This window comes from Polaromonas sp. JS666, from assembly GCF_000013865.1.
GTDB lineage: Bacteria > Pseudomonadota > Gammaproteobacteria > Burkholderiales > Burkholderiaceae_C > Polaromonas.
Genome location: NC_007948.1, coordinates 131,273 through 153,046 on the forward strand (window position 1 = coordinate 131,273; position 21,774 = coordinate 153,046).

The 21,774-nt window shown below is 64.6% G+C and carries 19 protein-coding genes; 8 read left to right on the plus strand and 11 right to left on the minus strand.

All coding sequences use genetic code 11. The features are described from left to right. Window positions 1–5 precede the first annotated feature (5 nt). Genes BPRO_RS00645 through BPRO_RS00675 form a run of 7 tightly spaced genes read left to right on the plus strand, consistent with a single transcriptional unit; the run spans window position 6 to window position 9,850 of the window. A complete protein-coding gene (locus BPRO_RS00645) occupies window positions 6–1,460 on the plus strand; it encodes a benzaldehyde dehydrogenase (RefSeq protein WP_011481103.1) in 1,455 nt (484 codons plus the stop codon). Between the two features lie 23 nt (window positions 1,461–1,483). Then, window positions 1,484–2,251 (plus strand): coniferyl-alcohol dehydrogenase, encoded by a 768-nt coding sequence (locus tag BPRO_RS00650; protein ID WP_011481104.1) that lies wholly within the window; start codon window positions 1,484–1,486, stop codon window positions 2,249–2,251. A 53-nt stretch (window positions 2,252–2,304) separates the two neighbouring features. Then, window positions 2,305–3,978, plus strand: coding sequence for a DUF1302 domain-containing protein (locus tag BPRO_RS00655; protein WP_011481105.1), 1,674 nt, complete (start codon window positions 2,305–2,307; stop codon window positions 3,976–3,978). Between the two features lie 8 nt (window positions 3,979–3,986). After that, the gene (locus tag BPRO_RS00660) at window positions 3,987–5,363 is read left to right on the plus strand and encodes a DUF1329 domain-containing protein (RefSeq protein WP_011481106.1); all 1,377 of its coding nucleotides are present in this window, start codon (window positions 3,987–3,989) and stop codon (window positions 5,361–5,363) included. Continuing rightward, window positions 5,363–6,442 (plus strand): WD40/YVTN/BNR-like repeat-containing protein, encoded by a 1,080-nt coding sequence (locus tag BPRO_RS00665; protein ID WP_011481107.1) that lies wholly within the window; start codon window positions 5,363–5,365, stop codon window positions 6,440–6,442. Before BPRO_RS00660 ends, BPRO_RS00665 begins: the two co-directional genes overlap by 1 nt. A gap of 10 nt (window positions 6,443–6,452) precedes the next feature. Further along, window positions 6,453–8,879, plus strand: a complete 2,427-nt coding sequence (locus BPRO_RS00670; RefSeq protein WP_011481108.1) for an efflux RND transporter permease subunit — start codon at window positions 6,453–6,455, stop codon at window positions 8,877–8,879. 11 nt (window positions 8,880–8,890) lie between these two features. Continuing rightward, complete coding sequence (locus BPRO_RS00675; RefSeq protein ID WP_011481109.1) at window positions 8,891–9,850, plus strand: alpha/beta hydrolase; 960 nt, start codon at window positions 8,891–8,893, stop codon at window positions 9,848–9,850. Window positions 9,851–9,883: 33 nt separating this feature from the next. Here the strand turns inward: BPRO_RS00675 and BPRO_RS00680 are convergent, their stop codons facing one another. The 9 genes from BPRO_RS00680 to BPRO_RS00720 form a co-directional block, all read right to left on the minus strand. Then, window positions 9,884–10,702 (minus strand): M55 family metallopeptidase, encoded by an 819-nt coding sequence (locus BPRO_RS00680; RefSeq protein WP_011481110.1) that lies wholly within the window; start codon window positions 10,700–10,702, stop codon window positions 9,884–9,886. A 10-nt stretch (window positions 10,703–10,712) separates the two neighbouring features. Further along, on the minus strand, window positions 10,713–11,789 hold the full coding sequence (locus BPRO_RS00685) for a P1 family peptidase (protein ID WP_011481111.1): 1,077 nt from the start codon (window positions 11,787–11,789) through the stop codon (window positions 10,713–10,715). 15 nt (window positions 11,790–11,804) lie between these two features. After that, window positions 11,805–12,725, minus strand: a complete 921-nt coding sequence (gene gsiD, locus BPRO_RS00690) for a glutathione ABC transporter permease GsiD (protein ID WP_011481112.1) — start codon at window positions 12,723–12,725, stop codon at window positions 11,805–11,807. 13 nt (window positions 12,726–12,738) lie between these two features. Then, on the minus strand, window positions 12,739–13,659 hold the full coding sequence (gene gsiC, locus BPRO_RS00695) for a glutathione ABC transporter permease GsiC (RefSeq protein WP_011481113.1): 921 nt from the start codon (window positions 13,657–13,659) through the stop codon (window positions 12,739–12,741). 78 nt (window positions 13,660–13,737) lie between these two features. Further along, window positions 13,738–15,300 (minus strand): glutathione ABC transporter substrate-binding protein GsiB, encoded by a 1,563-nt coding sequence (gene gsiB / locus BPRO_RS00700; protein ID WP_011481114.1) that lies wholly within the window; start codon window positions 15,298–15,300, stop codon window positions 13,738–13,740. A 61-nt stretch (window positions 15,301–15,361) separates the two neighbouring features. Then, on the minus strand, window positions 15,362–17,260 hold the full coding sequence (locus BPRO_RS00705; protein WP_011481115.1) for a dipeptide ABC transporter ATP-binding protein: 1,899 nt from the start codon (window positions 17,258–17,260) through the stop codon (window positions 15,362–15,364). Between the two features lie 72 nt (window positions 17,261–17,332). Continuing rightward, window positions 17,333–18,265 (minus strand): isoaspartyl peptidase/L-asparaginase family protein, encoded by a 933-nt coding sequence (locus BPRO_RS00710; protein ID WP_049764186.1) that lies wholly within the window; start codon window positions 18,263–18,265, stop codon window positions 17,333–17,335. 50 nt (window positions 18,266–18,315) lie between these two features. After that, a complete protein-coding gene (locus tag BPRO_RS00715; protein ID WP_011481117.1) occupies window positions 18,316–19,275 on the minus strand; it encodes a MurR/RpiR family transcriptional regulator in 960 nt (319 codons plus the stop codon). A 338-nt stretch (window positions 19,276–19,613) separates the two neighbouring features. Further along, window positions 19,614–19,916, minus strand: coding sequence for a hypothetical protein (locus tag BPRO_RS00720; protein WP_011481118.1), 303 nt, complete (start codon window positions 19,914–19,916; stop codon window positions 19,614–19,616). A 172-nt stretch (window positions 19,917–20,088) separates the two neighbouring features. On the opposite strand from BPRO_RS00720, the gene BPRO_RS00725 reads away from it, so the two are divergent. Beyond that, the gene (locus BPRO_RS00725; RefSeq protein ID WP_011481119.1) at window positions 20,089–20,502 is read left to right on the plus strand and encodes a VOC family protein; all 414 of its coding nucleotides are present in this window, start codon (window positions 20,089–20,091) and stop codon (window positions 20,500–20,502) included. Between the two features lie 15 nt (window positions 20,503–20,517). On the opposite strand, the gene BPRO_RS00730 is transcribed toward BPRO_RS00725, so the two are convergent. Together BPRO_RS00730 and BPRO_RS00735 are read right to left on the minus strand one after the other, a co-directional pair. Continuing rightward, window positions 20,518–21,153, minus strand: a complete 636-nt coding sequence (locus BPRO_RS00730) for a LysE family translocator (RefSeq protein WP_011481120.1) — start codon at window positions 21,151–21,153, stop codon at window positions 20,518–20,520. Window positions 21,154–21,212: 59 nt separating this feature from the next. Then, entirely contained in the window at window positions 21,213–21,740 is a 528-nt protein-coding gene (locus BPRO_RS00735; protein WP_011481121.1) for a hypothetical protein, read from the minus strand. Window positions 21,741–21,774: the final 34 nt, after the last annotated feature.

The following is a 21,774-nucleotide window of genomic DNA, read 5'->3' on the forward strand; positions in this document are numbered from 1 at the left end:
TTCCCATGGGTGCAGCAGATGCAACAGCATTTTTTAATTTTTCCGGCCTGAAGCAAGCTGCCTTGGGTGGTGGTGCGCGCGATGTGATCGAGCCCGCCACGGGCCAGGTCTTGTGCACCGTGGGCATTGCCGATGCGGCCGACGTGGCCGCCGCCACCGCCACTGCCGCTGCCGCGCAAAAAGCGTGGGTGGCGGTGCCTCCGCGTGAAAAGGCTGAAATTTTTCGCCGTGCTGCTGCCCTGTTTCAGCAGCATGGTGATGAATTGGCGCTGTACGCCGCACGCGAGACGGGCGGTATTTTGGCCAAAGGCCAGCATGAAATTCGCGAAGCCGCGCTGATATGCAACCTGGCCGCCAGCATTCCCCTGCAGTCGCAAGGCCATGTGCTGCCCAGCGTGCCGGGCCGCACCAGCATCGCGCGCCGTGTGCCGCACGGCATTGTGGGGGTGATTTCGCCCTTCAACTTCCCGATGATCCTGACCATCCGCTCGGTGGCCCCGGCCTTGGCCGCTGGCAATGCCGTGGTGGTCAAGCCCGACAGCCGCACCCCCGTAACGGGTGGCCTGATGATCGCCCGCATCTTCGCGCAAGCCGGTTTGCCCAAAGACTTGCTGCAGGTCTTGCCTGGCGACGCTGAAGCCGGTGAGGCCCTGGTCATTGACCCGTTGGTGCCGATGATTGCTTTCACCGGTTCGCCCGCTGTGGGCCGCCGCATTGGTGAGTTGGCTGGCCGCCACCTGAAGAAGGTGTCGCTGGAGCTGGGCGGCGCCAACTCCCTGATCATTCTGGACGATGCTGACCTGGATGTGGCCGCCAGCAATGCCGCCTGGGGTGCTTACTTTCACCAAGGCCAGATTTGCATGGCTTCCAACCGCATCCTGGTGCATGAGAGCATGGCCGCCGAGTTGACCAGGCGACTGATTGCCAAGGCCACGCATTTACCGATGGGCAACGGTGCCAGCGGCCAGGTAGCCCTGGGCCCGCTGATCGATGCCAGGCAGCGCGACCGCGTGCACGCCCTCGTGCAGGACAGCGTGAAAGCGGGCGCCAAGCTGGAAGCCGGTGGAGTTTTTGACGGCCTGTTCTACAAGCCGACCGTGCTGACGGGCGTCAAGGCCGGCATGCGGGTGTATGACGAAGAAACCTTTGGCCCCGTCGCCAACATCATCACTTACAAGACCGATGCAGAAGCCATTGCCCTGGCCAACAACAACACCGGCAGCCTGTCTTCCGCCGTCATCTCCAGGTCGGTAGGCCGTGCCATGGCAGTGGGCCAGCAGCTTAAGTCCGGCATGGTCCACATCAACGACCAGACCGTGAATGACGACTGCGTCAACCCCTTCGGCGGCCCCGGCATTGCGGGCAACGGCACCAGCGTGGGCGGACCGGCGGACTTTGAGGAATACACCATGTGGCAGTGGATGACGATCAAAGACACGGCTCCCAACTACCCGTTTTAAGTCAAATTTTCGAGGAGACATTTATGAGTTTGCAAGGGAAAACCATCGTCGTCACAGGCACCTCGTCCGGCATTGGTGCCGAGGTGGCCCGGCTGGCCCGCTTCCAGGGCGCCAAAGTCATTGGCATGGACCGCAACGATCCCAGCTTGACACTGGATGATTTCGTGAAGGCCGATCTGGGAACCGCCGCCGCCATTGATGCCGCCGTGGCCCGGCTGCCCGCGCACATTGACGCGTTTTGCAACGTTGCTGGCGTGCCCGGCACGGCCGCCGGCGATCTGGTGGCCCGCGTGAATTACCTGGGCCTGCGGCACCTGACGCAAGCCGTGTTGCCGCGCATGCCGCGTGGCGGCAGCATCGTCAACGTGGCCTCCATCCTGGGTGCCGAATGGCCGCTGCGGCTGGACCTGCACAAGGAGCTCGCCGCCGTTAAGGGCTTTGAGGCCGGTGCCGCCTGGCTGCGCGACCACCCCGTGCCGCATGCCACCTGCTACCAGTATTTCAAGGAAGCCCTGATCGTCTGGAGCGCCACCCAGTCGCAGGAATGGTTCCTGGGCAAAGGGGTGCGCATGAACTGCGTCGCACCGGGCCCGGTGTTCACGCCCATCCTGGGCGACTTCGTCTCCATGCTGGGCGAAGAGCGGATTCAAAAAGATGCCCACCGCATGCTGCGCCCGGCCTTTGCCGACGAGGTGGCTGCGGTGATCGCCTGGCTGTGCAGCGATGCGGCGCGCTGGGTCAGCGGCGTGAATATTCCGGTCGATGGCGGCCTGGCCTCGACCTATCTCTGAGTAAGCGATAGACCCCCACAGACCCCCACAGACCATAACTTGAGGAGACATGCATGACAAAAAAAATCACCCCCTTCCAACTCGGCGCCCTGGCGCTGGCGAGCAGCCTGCTCTGCGCGCTGTCGGCCCAGGCCATGGAGTTGGGTTCCAACCCCGACACCAGGATACGGTTGGACTTCACGCCAAAGTACAGCACGGCTTATCGGCTGAAGGATGCTTCGGCGGCCCTGACGGTGCCGTCGCCCGATGCCGGCGTGGCCAATGAGAACGACGGCAATGCCAATTTCAGTAAAAAAGGCATCGTCTCCAACCGCATCGATTTGCTGACCGAGTTCGATGTGACCCACGGCAACTTCGGTCTGCGCATCAGCCATTCCGCCTGGTATGACTCGAAGTACCGGGGCACCAATGCGAACGACGGCACACTGGGGGTCAGCAACTTCGTCGGCCAGCCCGCCAACCAGTTCATTCCAGCGACCAGCGCCCAGCATGGCCGCGATGACGAGTTTCTCGATGCCTTTGCGTTTGCCAAGGGCAACCTGGGCAGCATGCCGGCTTCGATCCGCGTCGGCAAGCATGCCTTGCAATACGGCGAAAGCCTGTTCTTCGGCCAGAACGGCATTGCCAATGCGCAAGGCCCGGTGGACATCGCCAAGATCGTCTCGGTGCCCAACTGGCAGTTCAAGGAAGTTCTGCTGCCGGTGGAGCAGATTTCCGGCTCGCTGCAGGTGGCGGAGGGGGTGACCCTGGGCGGCTACTACCAGCTCAAATGGCGGCCCAGCAAGATCCCTGGTGTGGGCAGTTATTTCTCGAATCAGGACTACATCGGCGGCGGCCGGGTCTACCTGGGGCCGACCACGGTGCTCAACACCGACAACAGCAAGGACCAGACGCCGGGCAACAGCGGTCAGTTCGGAGCCCAACTGCGCTGGTCGCCTGCAGGCAGCGCGTTTGAATACGGCCTCTACGCCGCGCGCTATAACGACAAAACGCCATCGGTACCGGTGTTCGACCTGATCAATGGCAACGTCCACAAGGTTTATGCCAAGGGCATCAAGACCTTTGGCGCCAGCGTCACGTCGTCCGTGGGGCAGCTCAACTGGGCGCTGGAAGGCTCGGTGCGCACCGACGCACCGCTGGCCAGCGACCCGGCTGTGTTGGGCGGTGCGCCCTTCATGCCGCCGGCCAACTGTGACGGATCGGCCAGCAACCCCTGCCACGCCATCGGCAAGACGGCGCACCTGAACCTGTCGGGCATCTATGTGCTCACCAAGTCCAGCCTGTGGGACGGCGGCGCCCTTTTGGCCGAGCTGGCCTGGAACCGGGTCTTGAGCGTGACCAGGAACCCCAGCGCCGTTGGCTTCGGCGGGCTTGATCCCAACACCACGCGCGATGCCGCGGCCTTTCGCATGATTTTCGAGCCGCAGTACTTCCAGGTACTGCCCGGCCTGGACCTGTCGATTCCGATCGGCCTGGGCTACAACTTTGGGGGCCGCTCCTCGGCCATCTTCAACTTCGCCGGCGGTGTCAGCAAAGGGGGCGACTTCAGCGTCGGCGTCAAGGGCAAGTACCAGGAATGGAATGTGGGCCTGAACTACACCGCTTTCTTCGGCAAGGAGAACACTTTCACCGTCACCGATGCGCGTACACCCACCCGCATGCTGTCCTACGGCCAGACGCTGAAAGACCGCAGTTACCTGTCCTTTACGGCTTCCCGCACTTTCTGAAAACACATATGACCGAGACATACACCATGATGAAGTTCGCAAAACCCCCCTTGCTCGCGGCAGCTTTGTTGACCGCTGCCCTGACCGCCCAAGCCGCCGTGAGCGCGGACGAGGCCGCCAAACTCAAGACCACGCTGACCCCGTTGGGCGCGGAGAAGGCTGGTAACAAGGACGGCACGATTCCCTCCTGGGACGGCGGCCTGAGCAAGGCCACACCCGGCTACAAGAGCGGCGATGCCCGCCCTGACCTGTACCCCAACGAAAAGCCCACCCTGTCGATCAACGCCAAAAACATGGCGCAGCACGCCGACAAGTTGAGCGACGGTGTGCAGGCCCTGATGAAGAAGTACCCTGACTTCCGCATCGACGTGTACCCCACGCACCGCACCGCTGCGGCCCCTCAGTCGGTGTACGAAAACACCCTCAAGAACGCCACCCGCGCCAAGACCATTGAAGGCGGCTACGGCATGGAAGGCGCTTTTGGCGGCGTGCCATTCCCCATCCCCAAGGACGGCTATGAGGCCATGTGGAACCAGCGCACCGCCTGGCGCGGTGGCAACGTGACCCTGCCGATGCGGGTGTGGGTGGTGACGGCTGATGGCCGACGTGCCATGGCCTCGGGTGGCACGCAGACCCTGAGCCAGGCTTTTTATGCCAGGGACGGCAGCCTGGAGAAGTTCGACGGTTACTACTCGCTCGGCAAGTTCGTCGCCAACGCGCCGGGCTCCAAGGCGGGCGAAGCGATTCTGGCGCTGGACGGTGTTTCAGAAGCCGCACCGCGTGGCCTGTGGCAGTACCTGGTGGGCCAGCGCCGTGTGCGCAAAGCGCCTTCGGTGGCCTATGACACGCCGGACTCGGTGACCTCCGGCATCGGTTTGTTCGACGAAGCCTTCACCTTGTTTGGCCCGATCGACAAGCATGAGCTGAAGCTGGTGGGCAAGAAGGAGATGTACATCCCTTACAACAACAACCGTGCTGCGTCAGCCAAGGTGGAAGACCTGGTGACGCCCAACACGCTGAACCCGGCCCAGGTGCGCTGGGAACTGCACCGTGTGTGGGAAGTGGAGGCCACGCTGGCCCCGGGCAAGCGCCACGTGGTGCCCAAACGCAAGTACTACATCGACGAAGATTCCTGGCAAATCGCGCTGTTTGACGGCTGGGATGCCAAGGGCCAGCTCTGGCGTACCAACTACGCCCTGATGCTGACCATGCCAGACGTTCCCGCCGTATCGAATTTTGTGCTGTGGGGCGGCTACGACATGCAAAACGGTTCTTACTACCTGAACATGGCCTCCAACGAAATGCCCAGGCAGTATGAAATCGTGCCCCCGATTCCGCGCAGCTTCTTCAGCGCTGAATCCTTGTCCAACGAAGGCGCGCGCTGATGAGCGGATTCGCACACGCTGGCGTTGCGCGGCGGGCTGCCCTGCTGGGGCTGCTCGGCATGGCGGCCACGGCCACGCTGCCCGCGTGGTCGGCCACTGCCCCGGCCGTGCTGTCGCAAGCCGCCCTGATGACGCCCAAGGCTCTGGGCGCGGCCACGCTGGCCGTGACCCGCGCAGGCAAGCGCCTGGTGGCCGTGGGCGAGCGCGGCACCGTGCTGCTGTCGGACGACCACGGCGCCCGCTGGAAGCAGGCCCAGGTGCCGGTGCAAGCCACCCTCACGACCGTGCGGTTTACCGATGAAAAAACCGGCTGGGCGGCAGGCCATCTGGGCGTGATTTTGCGCAGCATTGACGCCGGCGCCACCTGGCACAAGCAGCTCGACGGCATCCAGGCCGCTGCGCTGGCATTGCAGGCCGCGCAGGGCACGGGAGATGCAAAGGCGATTGCCAATGCCCGGCGCCTGGTGGAAGAGGGCGCGGACAAACCGTTTTTTGACCTGGAATTCATCGACGCGCAACGCGGCTTTGCCGTGGGGGCCTACGGCCTGATGTTCACCACCGTGGACGGCGGCAAGACCTGGGCGGCGGTGGGGCCGCGTTTGCCCAACCCCAGATCCTTGCACCTGTACGGCGTGCGCGCCCATGGCAGCACGCTGGTGATCGCCGGCGAGCAGGGCTTGCTGCTGCGCTCCACCGATGGGGGTGCCAGCTTTAGCGCGCTGGAGTCGCCCTACAAAGGCAGCTTTTTTGGCTTGCTGCACACCGCTGGCGATGTCTGGGTGGCCTACGGCCTGCGCGGCACGGCCTACCGCTCCACGGACGCGGGCACGCACTGGGAAAAACTCGACACCGGCCTGCCCATGGCTGTCGGCGCGGGCGCGGCTTTGGCCGGCGGCGGCTTTGTGCTGATGGGTCAGGCCGGGGACGCATTGGTGGGGCGCGACGATGGGCCCGCGCTCAAGCGTGTGCCTGCGCGCGAGCCGGTTCCGGTGTCTGGTGTCGCCATCGCAGCCGATGGCAGCCTGGTGCTGGCCAGCCTGCGCGGCATGCGACGGCTGCCTGCCCTGTCTGTTGATTGAAGAAAATTTTATGCACGCCGATTCCTCCTCCATCAACGCATCCAGCCAGCCTGTCGTCGCGCGGCTTGAAGATTTCGACACGCGCTCCGGCACGCTGCTCGAACGCGCTTTTTTTAACCACCGTCCCTGGGTCATGGCCCTGTGCCTGCTGCTGACCCTGGTGCTGGGCTGGCAGGCGACAAAACTGCAGTTGAACGCCAGCTTCGAGAAGACCATCCCGACCTCGCATCCCTACATCGTCAACTACCTGGCGCACAAGGGCGACCTGGCGGGCCAGGGCAACGCGCTGCGACTGGTGGTACAGGCCAAAAAGGGCACGATTTTCGACAAGCGCTATCTGGATGCGCTGCAGAAAATCAACGACGAAATTTTCCTGCTCCCCGGCGTGGACCGGCCTTTCATGAAGTCGCTGTGGACCTCCAACACCCGCTGGGTGGCGGTGACCGAAGAGGGCCTGGACGGCGGCCCGGTGATTCCTGACGTCTACGACGGCTCCGCCGCCAGTCTTGCCGACCTGCGCGCCAATGTGGAACGCTCGGGCGAGATCGGGCAACTGGTGGCCGGCGATTTCAAATCCAGCATCGTGTTTGTGCCCCTGCTGGACCGCAACCCCGAGACCGGCAAGGCGCTGGACTACGGTGATCTGTCGCGCCAGATCGAAGTGCTGCGCGCCAGGTACGGCAGCGACACGCTGGAGATCGGTGTGACCGGTTTTGCCAAGGTAGTGGGCGACCTGATTGAAGGCCTGCAGCAGGTGTTGCTGTTCTTCCTGCTGGCTCTGGCGATCACCACCATGGTGCTGTTTGCCTACACCCGCTGCGGCCGCAGCACGGCGCTGGTGGTGGCTTGTTCCCTGGTGGCAGTGGTCTGGCAGTTCGGCCTGCTGGCGCTGTTGGGTTATGAGCTTGATCCTTACTCGGTGCTGGTGCCCTTTCTGGTGTTTGCCATCGGCATGAGCCACGGTGCGCAGAAGATGAACGGCATCATGCAGGACATTGGCCGCGGCACGCACCGGGTGGTGGCGGCGCGCTATACCTTTCGCCGCCTCTTCATGGCCGGCCTGACGGCGCTGCTATGCGACGCGGTGGGCTTTGCCGTGCTGGTCATCATCCAGATCAAGGTAATCCAGGACCTGGCCCTGATCGCCAGCATTGGCGTGGCCGTGCTGATCTTCACCAACCTGGTGTTGCTGCCGATTTTGCTGTCCTACACGGGCGTGGCCCCGTCGGCAGCGGCGCGCAGCCTGCGCGAAGAAACCGTGCAAGCGGGCGCCAGACGCCCCTGGCTGTGGGCCTTGCTGGACCACTTCACGCAAAAGCGCTGGGCCACGGCGGCCATCGTAGTCTCAGGCTTGATGGCGGCGGGCGGTTATGCCGTCAGCGTGAACCTGAAGATTGGCGACCTGGATCCCGGTGCCTCCGAGCTGCGGGCCGACTCGCGCTACAACCGCGACAACGCCTACCAAATCTCGCACTACGCCGCCAGCGCCGACATCCTGACCGTGATGGTGACTACGCCGGTGGACCAGTGCACCAGCTACGGCACGCTGGCCAGGCTGGACAGCCTGGCCTGGGGCCTGGAGCAGTTGCCGGGCGTGGAGTCCACCAACTCCATGGCCGCGCTGTCCAGGCTGGCCATGGTGGGCTACAACGAAGGTAACTTCAAATGGTTTGAGCTGCTGCCCAACGACGGCGCTCTGGGCGGCGTGCAAACCCGCGCCCCGCGTGAGCTGTTCAACCAGAACTGCTCCTTCCTGGCGTTGTACGTGTACCTGAAGGACCACAAGGCCGAAACCCTGTCGCGGGTGGTGGCCGAGGTCGAGAAATTTGCCGCTGCCAACAACACGCCCGAGGTCACTTTCAAACTGGCCGCCGGCAGTGCCGGCATCGATGCAGCCACCAACATCGTGGTGGGCAAAGCCATGCAAGAGATGCTGCTGTGGGTCTATGCGGCGGTGGTGGTCCTGTGCTGGATCACCTTTCGCTCCTGGCGTGCCGTGGTGGTGGCGGTGCTGCCGCTGGTGCTGACCTCCATCTTGTGCGAGGCGTTGATGGTGTGGCTGGGCATGGGCGTGAAGGTTGCCACCTTGCCGGTGATTGCACTGGGCGTGGGCATCGGCGTGGACTACGCGCTGTATGTGCTGAGCATTACCCTGGCCCGCATGCGGGAGGGCGCCAGCCTGTCAGACGCCTATCACCATGCGCTGCAGTTCACGGGTCGGGTTGTCATGCTCACGGGCATCACCCTGGCGCTGGCTGTTGGCACCTGGGCCTTTTCGCCCATCAAGTTCCAGGCCGACATGGGCATTTTGCTGGCCTTCATGTTCGTCTGGAACATGGTCGGGGCGCTGGTGCTGCTGCCTGCGTTGGGGCACTTTTTGCTGCGCAAACCAGTGGTGGCGGTGGTTGCGCCAGCCGCGATTTCTGTATCAATCTAATCTTTAAATCCATGACGACATCTCCTGTTCGCACCACGCTGGACGCTACGCCTCTCGACCCCGCCTTTGCCGGTTTTCTGGCCCAAGCTGCGGCCCAGGGAGCCCCCCCTCTGGAGGCCTTGCCGCCTCCCATTGCGCGGCAGGTCTACCGGGACCTGGCCAACGCCTTGGGCCTGCCCGCCCCGGCCATTGGCAAGGTGGAAGATAAAAGCATTCCCGGCCCCGGTGGCGTGCTGCCTTTGCGGGCATACAGTCCCACGACTCAGGGGCCGTGGCCCGTGCTGTTGTACGTGCATGGAGGAGGTTTTGTGATGGGCGATCTGCAAACGCATGACGAGGTCTGCCGCACCCTGTGCCACCTTACGGGCATGCTGGTCGTGGCGGTGGACTACCGGCTGGCTCCCGAGCATCCGTTCCCGGCCGCCCCTGATGATGCGGAAGCGGCCTTGCGCTGGATCTGCGTCCATGCGGACACCCTGGGTGGTGACCCGCATCGCATCGCCGTGGCGGGCGACAGCGCCGGGGCACAGCTGGCCCTGGTGGCGGTGCGGCGGGTGCAGTCCCCCGCGGTGCGAGCCCTGGGCCTGATTTACCCCGTGGCGCAGCACCCGGACGAGCCCAGTCCGTCGTACCAGGAAAATGAAGGCAAGTTCCTCACCAAGGGGGTCATGCAGTGGTTCACCGCCAGCTATCTGGGCGGGCCATCACCCACGCCGCCGGATCATCCCGATGTGGCGCTGCTGAAGTCCGAGCTGGCGGCGCTGCCCGCCACCTGGGTCGCCACCATGGGCCATGACCCGCTGCGTGACGAAGGCCATGCGCTGGCCCTGCGTGCCGAGGCCGCAGGCGTTTTGGTCGCGCACCAGCACTACCCCAGCGCCATCCACGCCTGCATCCATTTCAGCGCCGTGTCCCCCATTGGCCCGCAGGTGCTGGCGGACTTGGCGCAGTGGTTGCGCGAGCAGGCTTGATGTGCCAGGCCGACTGGCGTGGTCTGTGATGCGCTAGCGCAGCAGGGTTGACATGGCCGACAGGCAGTTGACCATGCGCACCGCAGCCTCCACCGTCGGTGCTTCAAAGCCGACTTCATCGCCATCCAGCCGCTGCAGGGTGGGCCACTGGCAAAACAAATCGGCCAGCGCCGGTGTCTGGGTCTGGATGTGCACGGCGATGGGCCCCGCCAGCACAAAGGGGCGGGCCGTGCCGAGCTGCGCCAGCGCGGCCGCCACGCCCACCTGGATGGCGCTGCAGGCCTGCGCGGGCGAGAGGCTGATGCCGCTGGTCTGGCCGGTGGCGCGCTTGGTTTGCACAAAAGTGGCATGCGGGAACACGGGCCGGTGTTCCTCGATGAACACATCGTCGCCGCTGGCCATCACCACCGGCACGCCGTACTCGCCGGCCAGCGCGCCATAGATGCCGGCTTCGCCCAGCTCGACGCCGTTGAAGCGCACGCGTGCAAAAGCAAAGCTGTTGATGGTGTGGGCCAGGATGCCGCGGCCCTGCGCACGCGAGTGGTAACCGATCATGCACACAGCGTCCATGCCGTTGTCGACGCCGGCCATCATGCTCAGGTAGCGCGGCTTGCCCATGACGGCCTGGGCGCGAGCATCCAGCAGGTCTGGCGGCATGTTGCGAAAGCCACCGTGCGAGTCGTTGACCAGCACCTCGGTGGCGCCGGCCTCGAAAGCGCCGGCAATGGCGGCGTTGGCCTCGTGCGTCATCAGCAGGCGGGCGCGCTCGTACTCGGGGTTGCCGCTGCGCACCTGCTCGTGGTGGAAAACGCCGGCAACGCCTTCGATGTCGGTGGAAATCAGGACTTTCATGGGAACTCGTTCAGGGTGTCTGTGGATGTGTCGGCGCAGCGCCGTCGGGCAGCAGATCGGCCAGTGCCTTGCGGTGGTGGCCGTTGCGGCCGGTCACGGCACGGGCGCAGCAGAGGGCGTGGACGATGGCCTGCTCGGTGCTGTCGGCCACGGCCTGAAACAGCGGGTCGATCAGGCCGTCATGCAGCATGGCCACGGCCGGCATGGGTCTGTCGGTTTGCTGGGGCACGGTGTAGGCGGTGGAAAACGCCAGGGCGATGTCGCCGCTGCCGTGGCCGAACACCGAACCGGTGCGGGCCAGGCCGGCGCCGGCGCGCAGCGCCAGCCGGCGCAGCTGGCGCGCATCGAGCGGCGCATCGGTGGCAATCAGCAGGATGATGGAGCCCTTCTCGGGTTCGTCAGCCTCCAGCGCCAAGGGGCCGGCCAACTGGCTGGCCAGCCGGGCGCCCAGGGCCTGCCCGGCCATGACCAGCTGCGGCAGCCGGCCGTAGTTGGCCAGCACCAGCGCGCCGACGGTGTGTTCGCCGCCGCCAGGTGCCGGCACACGGCGCGACGCCGTGCCGATGCCACCCTTGAGACCAAAGCTCGACATGCCGCGCCCGGCACCGACCGAGCCTTCCTCGACGTCCGTGCCCGCTTGCGCGCAGGCTTGCAGGTAGTGCTGCCCGGTGACGGCCATGCGCTGGATGTCGTTGAGAAAGCCGTCGTTGCATTCAAATACCAGCGGATTGACCGTGGGCAGGCTGCGGCCGGTTTCGGGGTTGGCGGCGATGCACTGGCGGATTTGTGCCTCGGCCACGGGGGCGACCGAAAAGGTGTTGGTCAGCGCAATCGGCGTTTCCAGAACGCCGAGTTCCTCGACCTGCACCAGTCCCACACTCTTGCCGAAGCCGTTGAGCACGACCGCGGCCGCGGGCACCCGGTCGCGGAACAGATCGCCGCCATGGGGGCAGACCACCGTCACACCGGTCTGCACTTCGTGGGCGTCAAGCGTGCAATGGCCCACGGTGACACCGGCCACGTCGGTGATGGCATTGCGCGGCCCTGGCGGCAGGCTGCCGATGTGGGGCAGCAGATGGCGAAGCATCACGAAAAGGCTTTCCTACTGGCGGTCAATTTTGGGGTCCAGCGCATCGCGCAGGCCGTCACCCAGCAGGTTGAAGGCCAGCACCGTCAGGAAAATCGCCAGGCTGGGAAACAGCGCCACGTGCGGCGCGTTGACCATGTCGGCGCGCGCTTCATTGAGCATGGCGCCCCATTCGGGCGTGGGCGGCTGAGCGCCCATGCCGAGGAAGGACAGGCTGGCCGCAGTGATGATGGAAGTGCCCAGGCGCATCGTGAAGTAGACGACGATGGACGAGATGGTGCCGGGCAGGATGTGGCGCATGATGATGGTCCAGTCCGAAGCGCCTATGCTGCGCACCGCCTCGACATAGGTCATCTGCTTGAGCACCAGCGTGTTGCCGCGCACCAGCCGCGCAAAGGCCGGCACGCTGAACACCGACACGGCCACCACCACGTTGACCATGCTGCTGCCCAGGATGGCGACCACACCGAGCGCCAGCAGGATGCCGGGAAAGGCGAACAGCACGTCGGAAATCCGCATCACGATACGGTCCCACCAGCCCTCGTAATAGCCGGCCAGCAAACCCAGTGCGGTGCCGATCAGGCCACCGATGGCGACCGACGCAAAGCCTGCGGCCAGCGAAATACGCGCGCCCACCAGAATGCGGCTGAAGATGTCCCGGCCCAGCGGGTCAACGCCCAGCCAGTGCTGCCACGACGGTCCGGCGTTGAGCTTGTCGTAGTCGAAAAAGTTTTCGGCGTCGTAGGGAACGATGACCGGCGCGAGCAGGGCCAGCAGCACCAGCAGCAGAACGAAGGCCAGTGCCGCCATCGCCACGTGCTGCTTCTTGAACTTGCGCCAGAACTCAGTCCAGGGCGTGCGCACGCGGGTGTTTTGCGTGGCCACGGGTGTCGCCGCGATGGCGACGACGGCTTCGTTGACGATGGTCTGTGTCATGGCTGGCTTGTTCTCATTTGTAGCGAATGGTGGGGTTGATGAAACCGTAGAGCACGTCCACCACCAGGTTGATCAGGATGAATTCCAGCGAAAACAGCAGTACCAGCGTCTGGATCACGGGATAGTCGCGCATGGTCACGGCATCGACCAGCAGGCGACCCAGGCCGGGCCAGTTGAAGACCGCCTCGACGACGATGGAGCCGCCCAGCAGGAAACCGAACTGCAGGCCCATCATGGTGATCACCGGGATCAGCGCGTTGCGCAGGCAGTGCTTGAAAATCACCGTGCGCTCTTTCAGGCCTTTGGCCCGGGCCGTGCGCACAAAGTCTTCCTGGATCACTTCGACGAAGGAGGCGCGCGTGAAGCGCGCCATCACGGCGGCCACGGCCGCGCCCAGCGTCAAGGACGGCAGGACGTAATGCCTCCAGCTGTCGGCTCCCACGGTGGGCAGCCAGCCGAGCTGCACCGAGAAGACCTGCATCAGCAGCATGCCAAGCGCGAAGGCCGGAAAGGAAATGCCCGAGACGGCAATCGTCATGCCCAGCCGGTCCGGCCATTCATTGCGAAACACCGCGGAGACCACGCCTATGGCCATGCCGAAGATCACCGCCCAGCTCATGCTGGTCAGTGTCAGCAGCAGTGTCGGCAGAAAACGTTCGGCGATTTCGGTCGACACCGGGCGCCGTGTGCGCAGCGAGGTGCCGAAGTCGCCTTTGAGCATGTGCGTGAAGAAGCTCACGAACTGCTCGGGCAGGGGCCGGTCCAGGCCGAGCTCCTGGCGTACCAGTTCCACGGTCTGCTGGTCGGCATCCTGTCCGGCGGCCAGACGTGCCGGATCACCCGGCAGCATGTGGACGAACAGGAACACCAGCACTGCGACGATCAGCAGCGTGGGCGTCAGGCCCAGCAGCCGTTTCAGAAAATAGTTCAGCATGGTAGAGACTGGTCAGGGCGCGCGCCAGCGGATGCTGGCGCGCGCGGGATCGGTGCAAAGAAGGCGCAAAGGAAATGCTTACTCGGCGACCGCGATCTCGTCCGCATTGATGTTGCCGTCAGGCATCACGTAGACGCCCGACAGGCGCTTGCTTGTGGCGTACAGGTTTTTCTCCGTCACCAGCGGCGCCCAGGGCGCGTCTTTCATGATCTGCTCCTGTGCCTGGCGATACAGGTCGGCTTTTTCCTTGTCATCGACCGACTTCAGGGCCTTGGCGATAGCGCCGTCCACCTTCTCGTTGCTGTAGTAGGCGGTGTTGTTCAGCTTGGGCGGCCAGGCTTCGGTGGCCAGCAGCGGGCGCAGCGCCCAGTCGGCTTCACCGGTCGAAGAAGACCAGCCGGCGTAGTACATGCGCACTTTCGCGGTTTTGGGGTCCGGCGCGGTTTGCACCCACTCGGTACGCTGGCCGGGTTCGAGTGACTGCACCGAGATCTTGATGCCCACCTGGGCCAGCTGCTGCTGCACGAACTGGATGGTTTTCTGCGCGGTGGTGGTGGTGTAGGCGCTCCAGAGCACCGACTCGAAGCCGTTGGCGTAACCGGCTTCCTTGAGCAGCTCGCGCGCCTTCTTCGGGTCATAAGGCCAGGGCGCCATCTTGTGGGCGTACTTCACCCCTTGCGGCACGATGCCCTCGGCCGGGACGGCATAGCCACCGAAGGCCACTTTGGCGAGCGCTTCCTTGTTGATGGCGTAGTTGATGGCTTCGCGCACCTTGAGGTTGTCGAAAGGCTTTTGCTGCATGTTGAAGCTGAGGTAGCGCGTGATGATGGACGGGCCGCTCACCAGCTTGAGCTTGGCGTTTTTCTCCAGTTCGGTGGCCTGCTCGTAGGGCAGCGGGAAGGCAAAGTCGGTTTCGCCGGTCTGCAGCATGGCGGCGCGTGTGTTGTTCTCCAGCACGGGTTTCCAGGTCACGCTGTCGACCTTGGGGTAGCCCTTTTTCCAGTAGCCGTCGAATTTCCTGACCTTGACGAAATCGGTCTGCTTCCACTCCACAAAAGTGAAGGGGCCGGTGCCCACCGGGTTGAAGGCGATGTCCTTGTTGCCGTACTTTTTGAGTGCCGTCGGGGAGATCATCGCGGCCGAGGCGTGCGCCAGCGAGTTGATGAAGGGGCCAAAAGGCTCCTTGAGCGTGATGCGCACGCTGTACGGTGCAATCGCCTCGACCTTGTCCACGCGGTTGAACTGGTTGAAGCGGGCCAGTTTGTTGTCGGGGTTGAGCACCCGGTCCAGCGTGACCTTGACGGCTTCGGCATTGAAGTCGGTGCCGTCATGGAACTTGACGCCCTGGCGCAGCTTGAGGGTGTAGACAAGGCCGTCTTTGGAGGCGGTGTAGCTTTCGGCCAGCACGTTCTGGATTTTGAGGTCCTTGTCGAACTCGAACAGGCCCTGGTAGAAGGACTTGGTGACTGCCGTGGTCAGCGTGGTGTTGGTGTTGTAGGGGTCCAGCGTTTCGGGCTGGCCGCCGATGGCCAGTACCACGTCCTTGGCGGCAAGGGCCGAGCCAGTGGAGGCCAGGGCCAGCAGCGCCAGCAGGCTGGCAGCCAGGGCCTTGGGTCGAAGCGGTGTCATACGTTCTGTCATGGGGAAAACTCCTGGTTCAGGTTGAGGGAAATGATGGAGGGAAAGCGGATCGATGGGCGAGTCAATACGCACCGGCAATGCGGTGCTGCGCCACAAAATGGCCGGGGCTGACTTCCACCAGCGGCGGCACGACGGGCTCGTCGCCAATGGCGCGCAGGGGGCTGGGAATCTCGTCAGACATCAACTGGCGGCTCAAGTGGCGTCGGCTCGGGTCGGCCACGGGCACGGCCGCCATCAGCTTGCGGGTGTAGGCGTGCTGCGGGTTTTCAAAAATCGCGCGGCGCGGGCCGATCTCGACGATCTGGCCCAGGTACATCACGGCCACGCGGTGGCTGATGCGTTCGACCACCGCCATGTCGTGCGAGATGAACAGGAAGGCGATGCCCAGCTCGCGCTGCAGGTCCAGCATCAGGTTGACAATCTGGGCTTGAATCGAGACGTCGAGCGCCGACACCGACTCATCGGCAATCACCACCTTGGGGTTGAGCGCCAGTGCGCGGGCAATGGCGATGCGCTGACGCTGCCCGCCCGAGAACTCGTGCGGATAGCGCTGGGCGTATTCGGCCGGCAGGCCGACTTTGCCGAGCAGCCAGTCGACCCGCGCCTGCGCCTCCTTGCCCTTGGCGATCTTGTGCACCAGCAGCGGCTCCATGATGGAAAAGCCGACGGTGACACGCGGGTCCAGCGAGGCAAACGGGTCCTGGAAGATAAACTGGATATTGCGGCGCAGCCCTTGCAGCGTGCTGGTGGGCAGGTCGCGGATGTTCTGGCCACCGAACTCGATGAGGCCGCTCTGGCTTTCGACCAGGCGCAGCAGCGAGCGGCCGGTGGTGGACTTGCCGCAACCCGATTCACCGACCAGCGCTAGTGTTTCGCCGGGTCGGATGTCGAAGCTGACTTTTTCCACCGCGTGAACGCGGCGTGCCACGCGGCCAAAAAGCCCGCTGCGCACATCAAAGCGCGTCACCAGATCCTGTACCCGCAAAATCGGTGCGCTGCCGGGTGCGATGGTGTCTTGCGGTTGAGCCGCCTCGCGCGGTGCCGCATCGGCCTCTTCGGTGCGCAGCAACTCGAATTTGAGCGGCAGTTCGGTGCCTTCCATCGCGCCCAGCCGTGGCACGGCTGACAGCAGTGCGCGCGTGTAGGGATGGCGAGGGCGGGCAAAAACCTCCTCCGAAGCGCCTTCTTCCACCTTGTCGCCGCGGTACATCACCAGCACGCGGTCGGCCACTTCGGCGACCACGCCCATGTCGTGCGTGATGAAGACCACGCCCATGCGCATTTCGTCCTGCAGCGCGCGTATCAGTTGCAGGATTTGCGCCTGGATGGTCACGTCCAGTGCCGTGGTGGGCTCGTCGGCAATCAGCAGCGAGGGTTTGCACGACAGCGCCATGGCGATCATCACGCGCTGGCGCATGCCGCCCGAGAGCTGGTGCGGGTAGCGGCTCAGCACATTGCGCGCCTCCGGAATGCGCACGAGTTCGAGCATGCGCAGGGCTTCGGCGCGTGCGGCGCTCGCGCTTTTTCCCTGATGTTCCTGGATGGATTCGGCAATCTGGTCCCCGGCGGTGAACACCGGGTTGAGCGAGGTCATGGGCTCCTGGAAAATCATCGCGATGTCTGCGCCCCGAATGCTGCGCAGCGTCGCGTTGCGCGCCTGCGCTAGGTCAAGCACCTCGCCGCTGCGCCGCCGAAACGCCATGCTGCCGTTGATGATGCGGCCGCCGCCATGCTCGACCAGGCGCATCAGCGCCAGCGAGGTGACCGATTTGCCCGAGCCTGATTCGCCGACGATGGCCAGGGTCTCGCCGCGGTCCACATGGAAGGAGAGATGGCGTACCGCATCGACTGTGCGCTCGGAGGTGGTGAAGCGCACCGACAGGTCGTTGACGGCCACAACCCGGTTGTCGGGCAGGTACAGGGCGCTGGGTTGAGAGGCTTCGGCCACGGTGGGTTGCATTGGGGTGCGCTTTTGGGGTGGATGCGTGTGAGATGTTTGTGGAAACAGCAAGGAGCGTGCCGCAGATGGCGATCAGCGAAAAATCGCGGTCTGCGGCGCTTCACCGACGCGGGCATGGCCGCGGTACATGCCTTCGGTGTTGAAGGGAAGGCTCAGCTTGCCCTGCACGTCGACGGCAATCAGGCCGCCCCGGCCGCCCATGGCGGGCAGCACGTCCATCACCACCTGCTGCGCCGCCGCGTCCAGCGACAGGCCGCCGTAGGCCATGCGCGCGCAGAGGTCGTAGGCCGCCACGGTGCGTATGAACATTTCGCCGGTGCCGGTGCAGGAGACGGCCGCCGTGCGATTGTCGGCATAGGTGCCGGCGCCGATCAGGGGCGTGTCGCCGACGCGGCCGGGCCGTTTGTTGGTCATGCCGCCGGTGGAGGTGGCGGCGGCCAGGTTGCCGTGTGCATCGAGCGCGACAGCGCCCACGGTGCCGAATTTGCGGTCATCATCCAGCGGCGCCGCGCCGGCTGCCGAGGGACGGAACACCAGGGCCGCGCCGTCATGGTCCAGCATGGCCTGGTCGGTGGACAGGGCGCGGCGCAATTGCTCGCGGCGGGCCTCGGTTGAAAAGTAATCGGGCGAAACCATCTCCATCCCCAGGCCTTCGGCGAAGGCTTCGGCGCCGGCGCCCACCAGCAGCACATGCTCGCTGTGCTCCATCACGGCGCGGGCGGCGCGCAAGGGGCGGCGCACGCGGCTCACGCAAGCCACCGCGCCGGCGCGCAGGGTGGCGCCGTCCATCACGGCAGCGTCCAGCTCATGGGTTTCATCATGGGTGAAGACAGAGCCATGGCCGGCATTGAAGAGCGGGCAGTCTTCCAGCAGGTCAACGGCCAGGCTGACGGCATCGAGCGCGCTGCCGCCATCGGCCAGCAATTGCTGCGCGACCCGCAGGATGCCCTGCAGGGCAGCGTGGTAAGCCGCGGTTTGCTCGGCGCTGATGTGGTTGCGGCTCATGGTGCCGGCGCCACCGTGGATGGCGATGACGGGCAGGGGCTTGGAGGGTGTCACTTGGGGGCCTTTGAGGATTTCGATTTGGCGTTGGCCTTGCGGGGCGCAGGCGCCGCGGCCTCGGCCACGGCGCGCAGCCGGCCGCTGTGGCTGCCGTGCAGCCAGGGCAGCACCGACTCGGCCAGCTGCGTCGCCGCCTTGAGCGAGCCCTTGGCGCTGTGGGCGACAGCGCTGCTTAACGCTTCGATGAGTGCCAGTGCGCTGGCCTCGGAGTTGGCAAAGTACTGGCTGTCGGTATGGGCATAAAGCGCCACCGTGGCCAGCGGCGCCAGTGGCGACGTCACACGATCCGTGAGCGCCAGGACCGGCACGCCGGCTTCGCGCGCGCGGCGCGTCAGCAACACGGTGTCGGCGAAATACCGGGGGTAGGCAATGGCGATGAGCAGGTCTGTGGGCTGCAGGCGTGTCAGGACGCGCGCGGCGTGGGAGGAACTCTCAATATTGGCCAGCAACTGCACGTTGTCGCAGTACGGGTCCAGGCTGCGCTGCAACAGCCCGCCCAGCCAGCTGCTGGCGCCAAAGCCCATGATGTAAATGCGTTTTGCGTTCAGGATGGCGCCCACCGCCTGCTCGCAGCTGTGGGCATCGAGCGATTGCCGCGTCAAATCGATGTTGCGCTGGTTTTCCGCCAGAGCGCTCGCGAACACGTCCGCCACCGTGGTGGGGTGTTCGAGCGTGCTGCGCAGCTTCTCGACCGGGGCCAGCGTGGTTTCAAAGCCCAGCACCAGCGCCGCGCGGAACTGCTGGTAGCCGTCAAATTCGAGCGCCCGCGCAAACCGGTTGGCGGTGGCCACCGAAACCCCCAGCGTGGCGGCCAGCTCGTCGATGGGCATGGTGGCGGCCTGCAAGGGGTGGGCGAGCACATAGTCGGCCATCTGCCGGTGCGAGCGTGTCAGCGTCGGCAACACGCGTGCAATGCGCTGTGCCATCGAGGGGTTGCCGGGAACTGTTGTCATCAGGGTCGGGCGTGAAGTTGAATGTATATAAATTTACAAAACGACTCATGATAGCGAAATTTTTGATCATTTGGAATCGATGCCAACCCCCGCGATGCGCTGTCCGGCGATGGCAATGGCCTCGCCCAAGGGACGGGCTTCAGACACCGGCGCTGGAGGGGTGGCACGGTTCAGTGCGCCATTTTTCAGATTAAAAATGGCTGCTATCCCTCGTGATTCGGATCTAAGATGCTATTAAAATAATAGCTAGTGACGGACCCGGTGGATGGGTCAGGCCGGGCGCCGGAGGGCGGCGCAGAGGCGGGAGGTGCACTGAAGGAGTGCCCGCCGGCGGCCGCTCAGGACTTGAGCTTTTTATAGGCCCGGTCCATTTCGGGCGCCTTGCTGGTGTCCTTCAGCCCCTTGCGCACATCCCGCTCCGCCTGCTCGATGAGGGGGCTGGTCTGTTCGCCGGTCATGTCAACCGCCTCGTCACGCTCATGCGGCAGCTCCAGGCTGCTCTCCACGGACCGGTCTGCCGGTGTGATGGGCTGATCGGGTAGCGGCCGCTGGGCGCGCGGCGATTTGCCGGGCATGCCTTTGCCGGCAGCGGATGGATCGACAGGTTCGCCGGGCCGGCCGGCCGGTTTGGGTCTGGACATGTGTCCGAGTTTGAGCGCCCTGTTGTTGCGGCGCTGTCAGCCCGACAAGCTACCGGCTGTAGGAAAAAGCCACGTTGCCGAAGCATGAAGCCATGGCCGGCCGTGCGTGCCAGAATGACTGTGATCGGTAGTCAGGTCTTCTTTGGGTTTTCTTTGGTTTTCTGGGCTTTTCATGATCCATATCCGCGAGATTGATCACATCGTTCTTCGGGTCATTGACCTGCAGCGCATGCTCGGGTTTTACACGGGCGTGCTGGGCTGCACCGTTGAACGCCGGCAGGACGACATCGGCCTGGTGCAGCTGCGCGCCGGGCGCTCGCTGGTGGATCTGGTGCCGGTGGACGGCAAGCTGGGGCGGGCCGGTGGTGCGGCGCCCGGCGCGCAAGCGCGCAACGTCGACCATTTCTGCTTTCGCGTCGAGCCCTTCGATGCGGTGGCCATTCGCGGGCACCTGGCCGCCAACGGCGTGCAGGCGGGCGAGGTGGAGTCCAGGTACGGCGCAGAAGGCGAGGGGCCTTCGATTTACCTCACCGACCCCGAAGGCAATACCGTGGAGCTAAAGGGGCCGCCAGGCGCGCCCGCCTGAACACCCTCGGCACGGTCACAGCTGGCGCCAGCCCTGCCAGGCGGTGAAGGCCGCGCTCAGCATCAGCATGGCGCCAACTGCGCGCGCCAGGGCAACGCTGGCCGCGGGGCGGCTGGCCAGCCACCGGCGCGTGCCGCCGGCCGCCAGCGCCAGCGAGCCATACACCCCGGTTTGCGTGATCGCAATGATCAGCCCCAGCGCGATCGCCTGTAGCCACAGCGAGCCGTACTCAAGCCGCAGGAATTGCGGAAAGATGGCCAGCATGAACAAATAGGCTTTGGGATTGAGCAGGCAGGTGAGTGCTGCCTGCCGAAAGGTGCGCCATGGTGAGCGCGAATGGACGGCGGGCAAATCACCAAAGACGGAGGTGCTTTGAATCAATGACCAGCCTATCCACGCGATATAGGCGCTTCCCGCCAGCAGCATGACGTGAACCATGCCGGGAACGAGTTGCAGCAACAGGCCCAGTCCCAGCACGCCGGCCACCACATGGCAAATGCCGCCGGCCACAATGCCGCTGACCGCGAAGAGGCCTGACCTGCGCCCGCCGGTCAGCGAGCTGGCCATCACAAACGCCATGTCCATGCCGGGCAGGACGATGATGCCCAGTACCATCAGGAAAAACAGCCAGAGATGGGAGAAGTGGTCCATGGGTGACGTGCCCTTTCTTTTTCAGCAGCGCAGCAATTCATCAGTAATTCATCAGCAATTCAGTAATGGGCTGCGTAGTAGGCAGGCCGGGTCAGGGTCATCACCCAGTTGGCTTCCCAGTGGCGTCCGCCATCGTCCGAGAAGGCCTGCTCCCAGCGGGCCCTGCCCGGCGTGATCTCCGACCACAGAAAGCGCACCCGGACCGGCCGGCCCTCGTGCGTGTCGGTGCCTTCAAAGCGGCCGATGCCCTTGGCAAAGGCGCCGACCACAGGCGGCTGCAGCAAGCCGTCGCTGCGGCTCACCCAGTAAATGCTCCACTGCCGCGTTTGCGGGTTGAAAAAGCGCAGGGCCATGCCGATCACGCCTTGTCCCTCCACCATCAGGTCGTTCATGTTGCCCAGGCCACCCAGCAGCAAGGCGCCATCCTGAACGGCTTCAAAACTTTCCCATTCGGTGCAGCCCTGCAAGCGTTTGAGCAACCGCTGGTTGCTGACCAGCCAGCGCCCGGTGATGAAATTGAAGTCGTGGCGTCCATCGGTGAGCTGGATGGGTTGCGCGGCCTGAGCGGGATTGGCGGTTGTCATCATGGTGATTTTTCCGAAAGAAGCAGTGAGGAGTGGG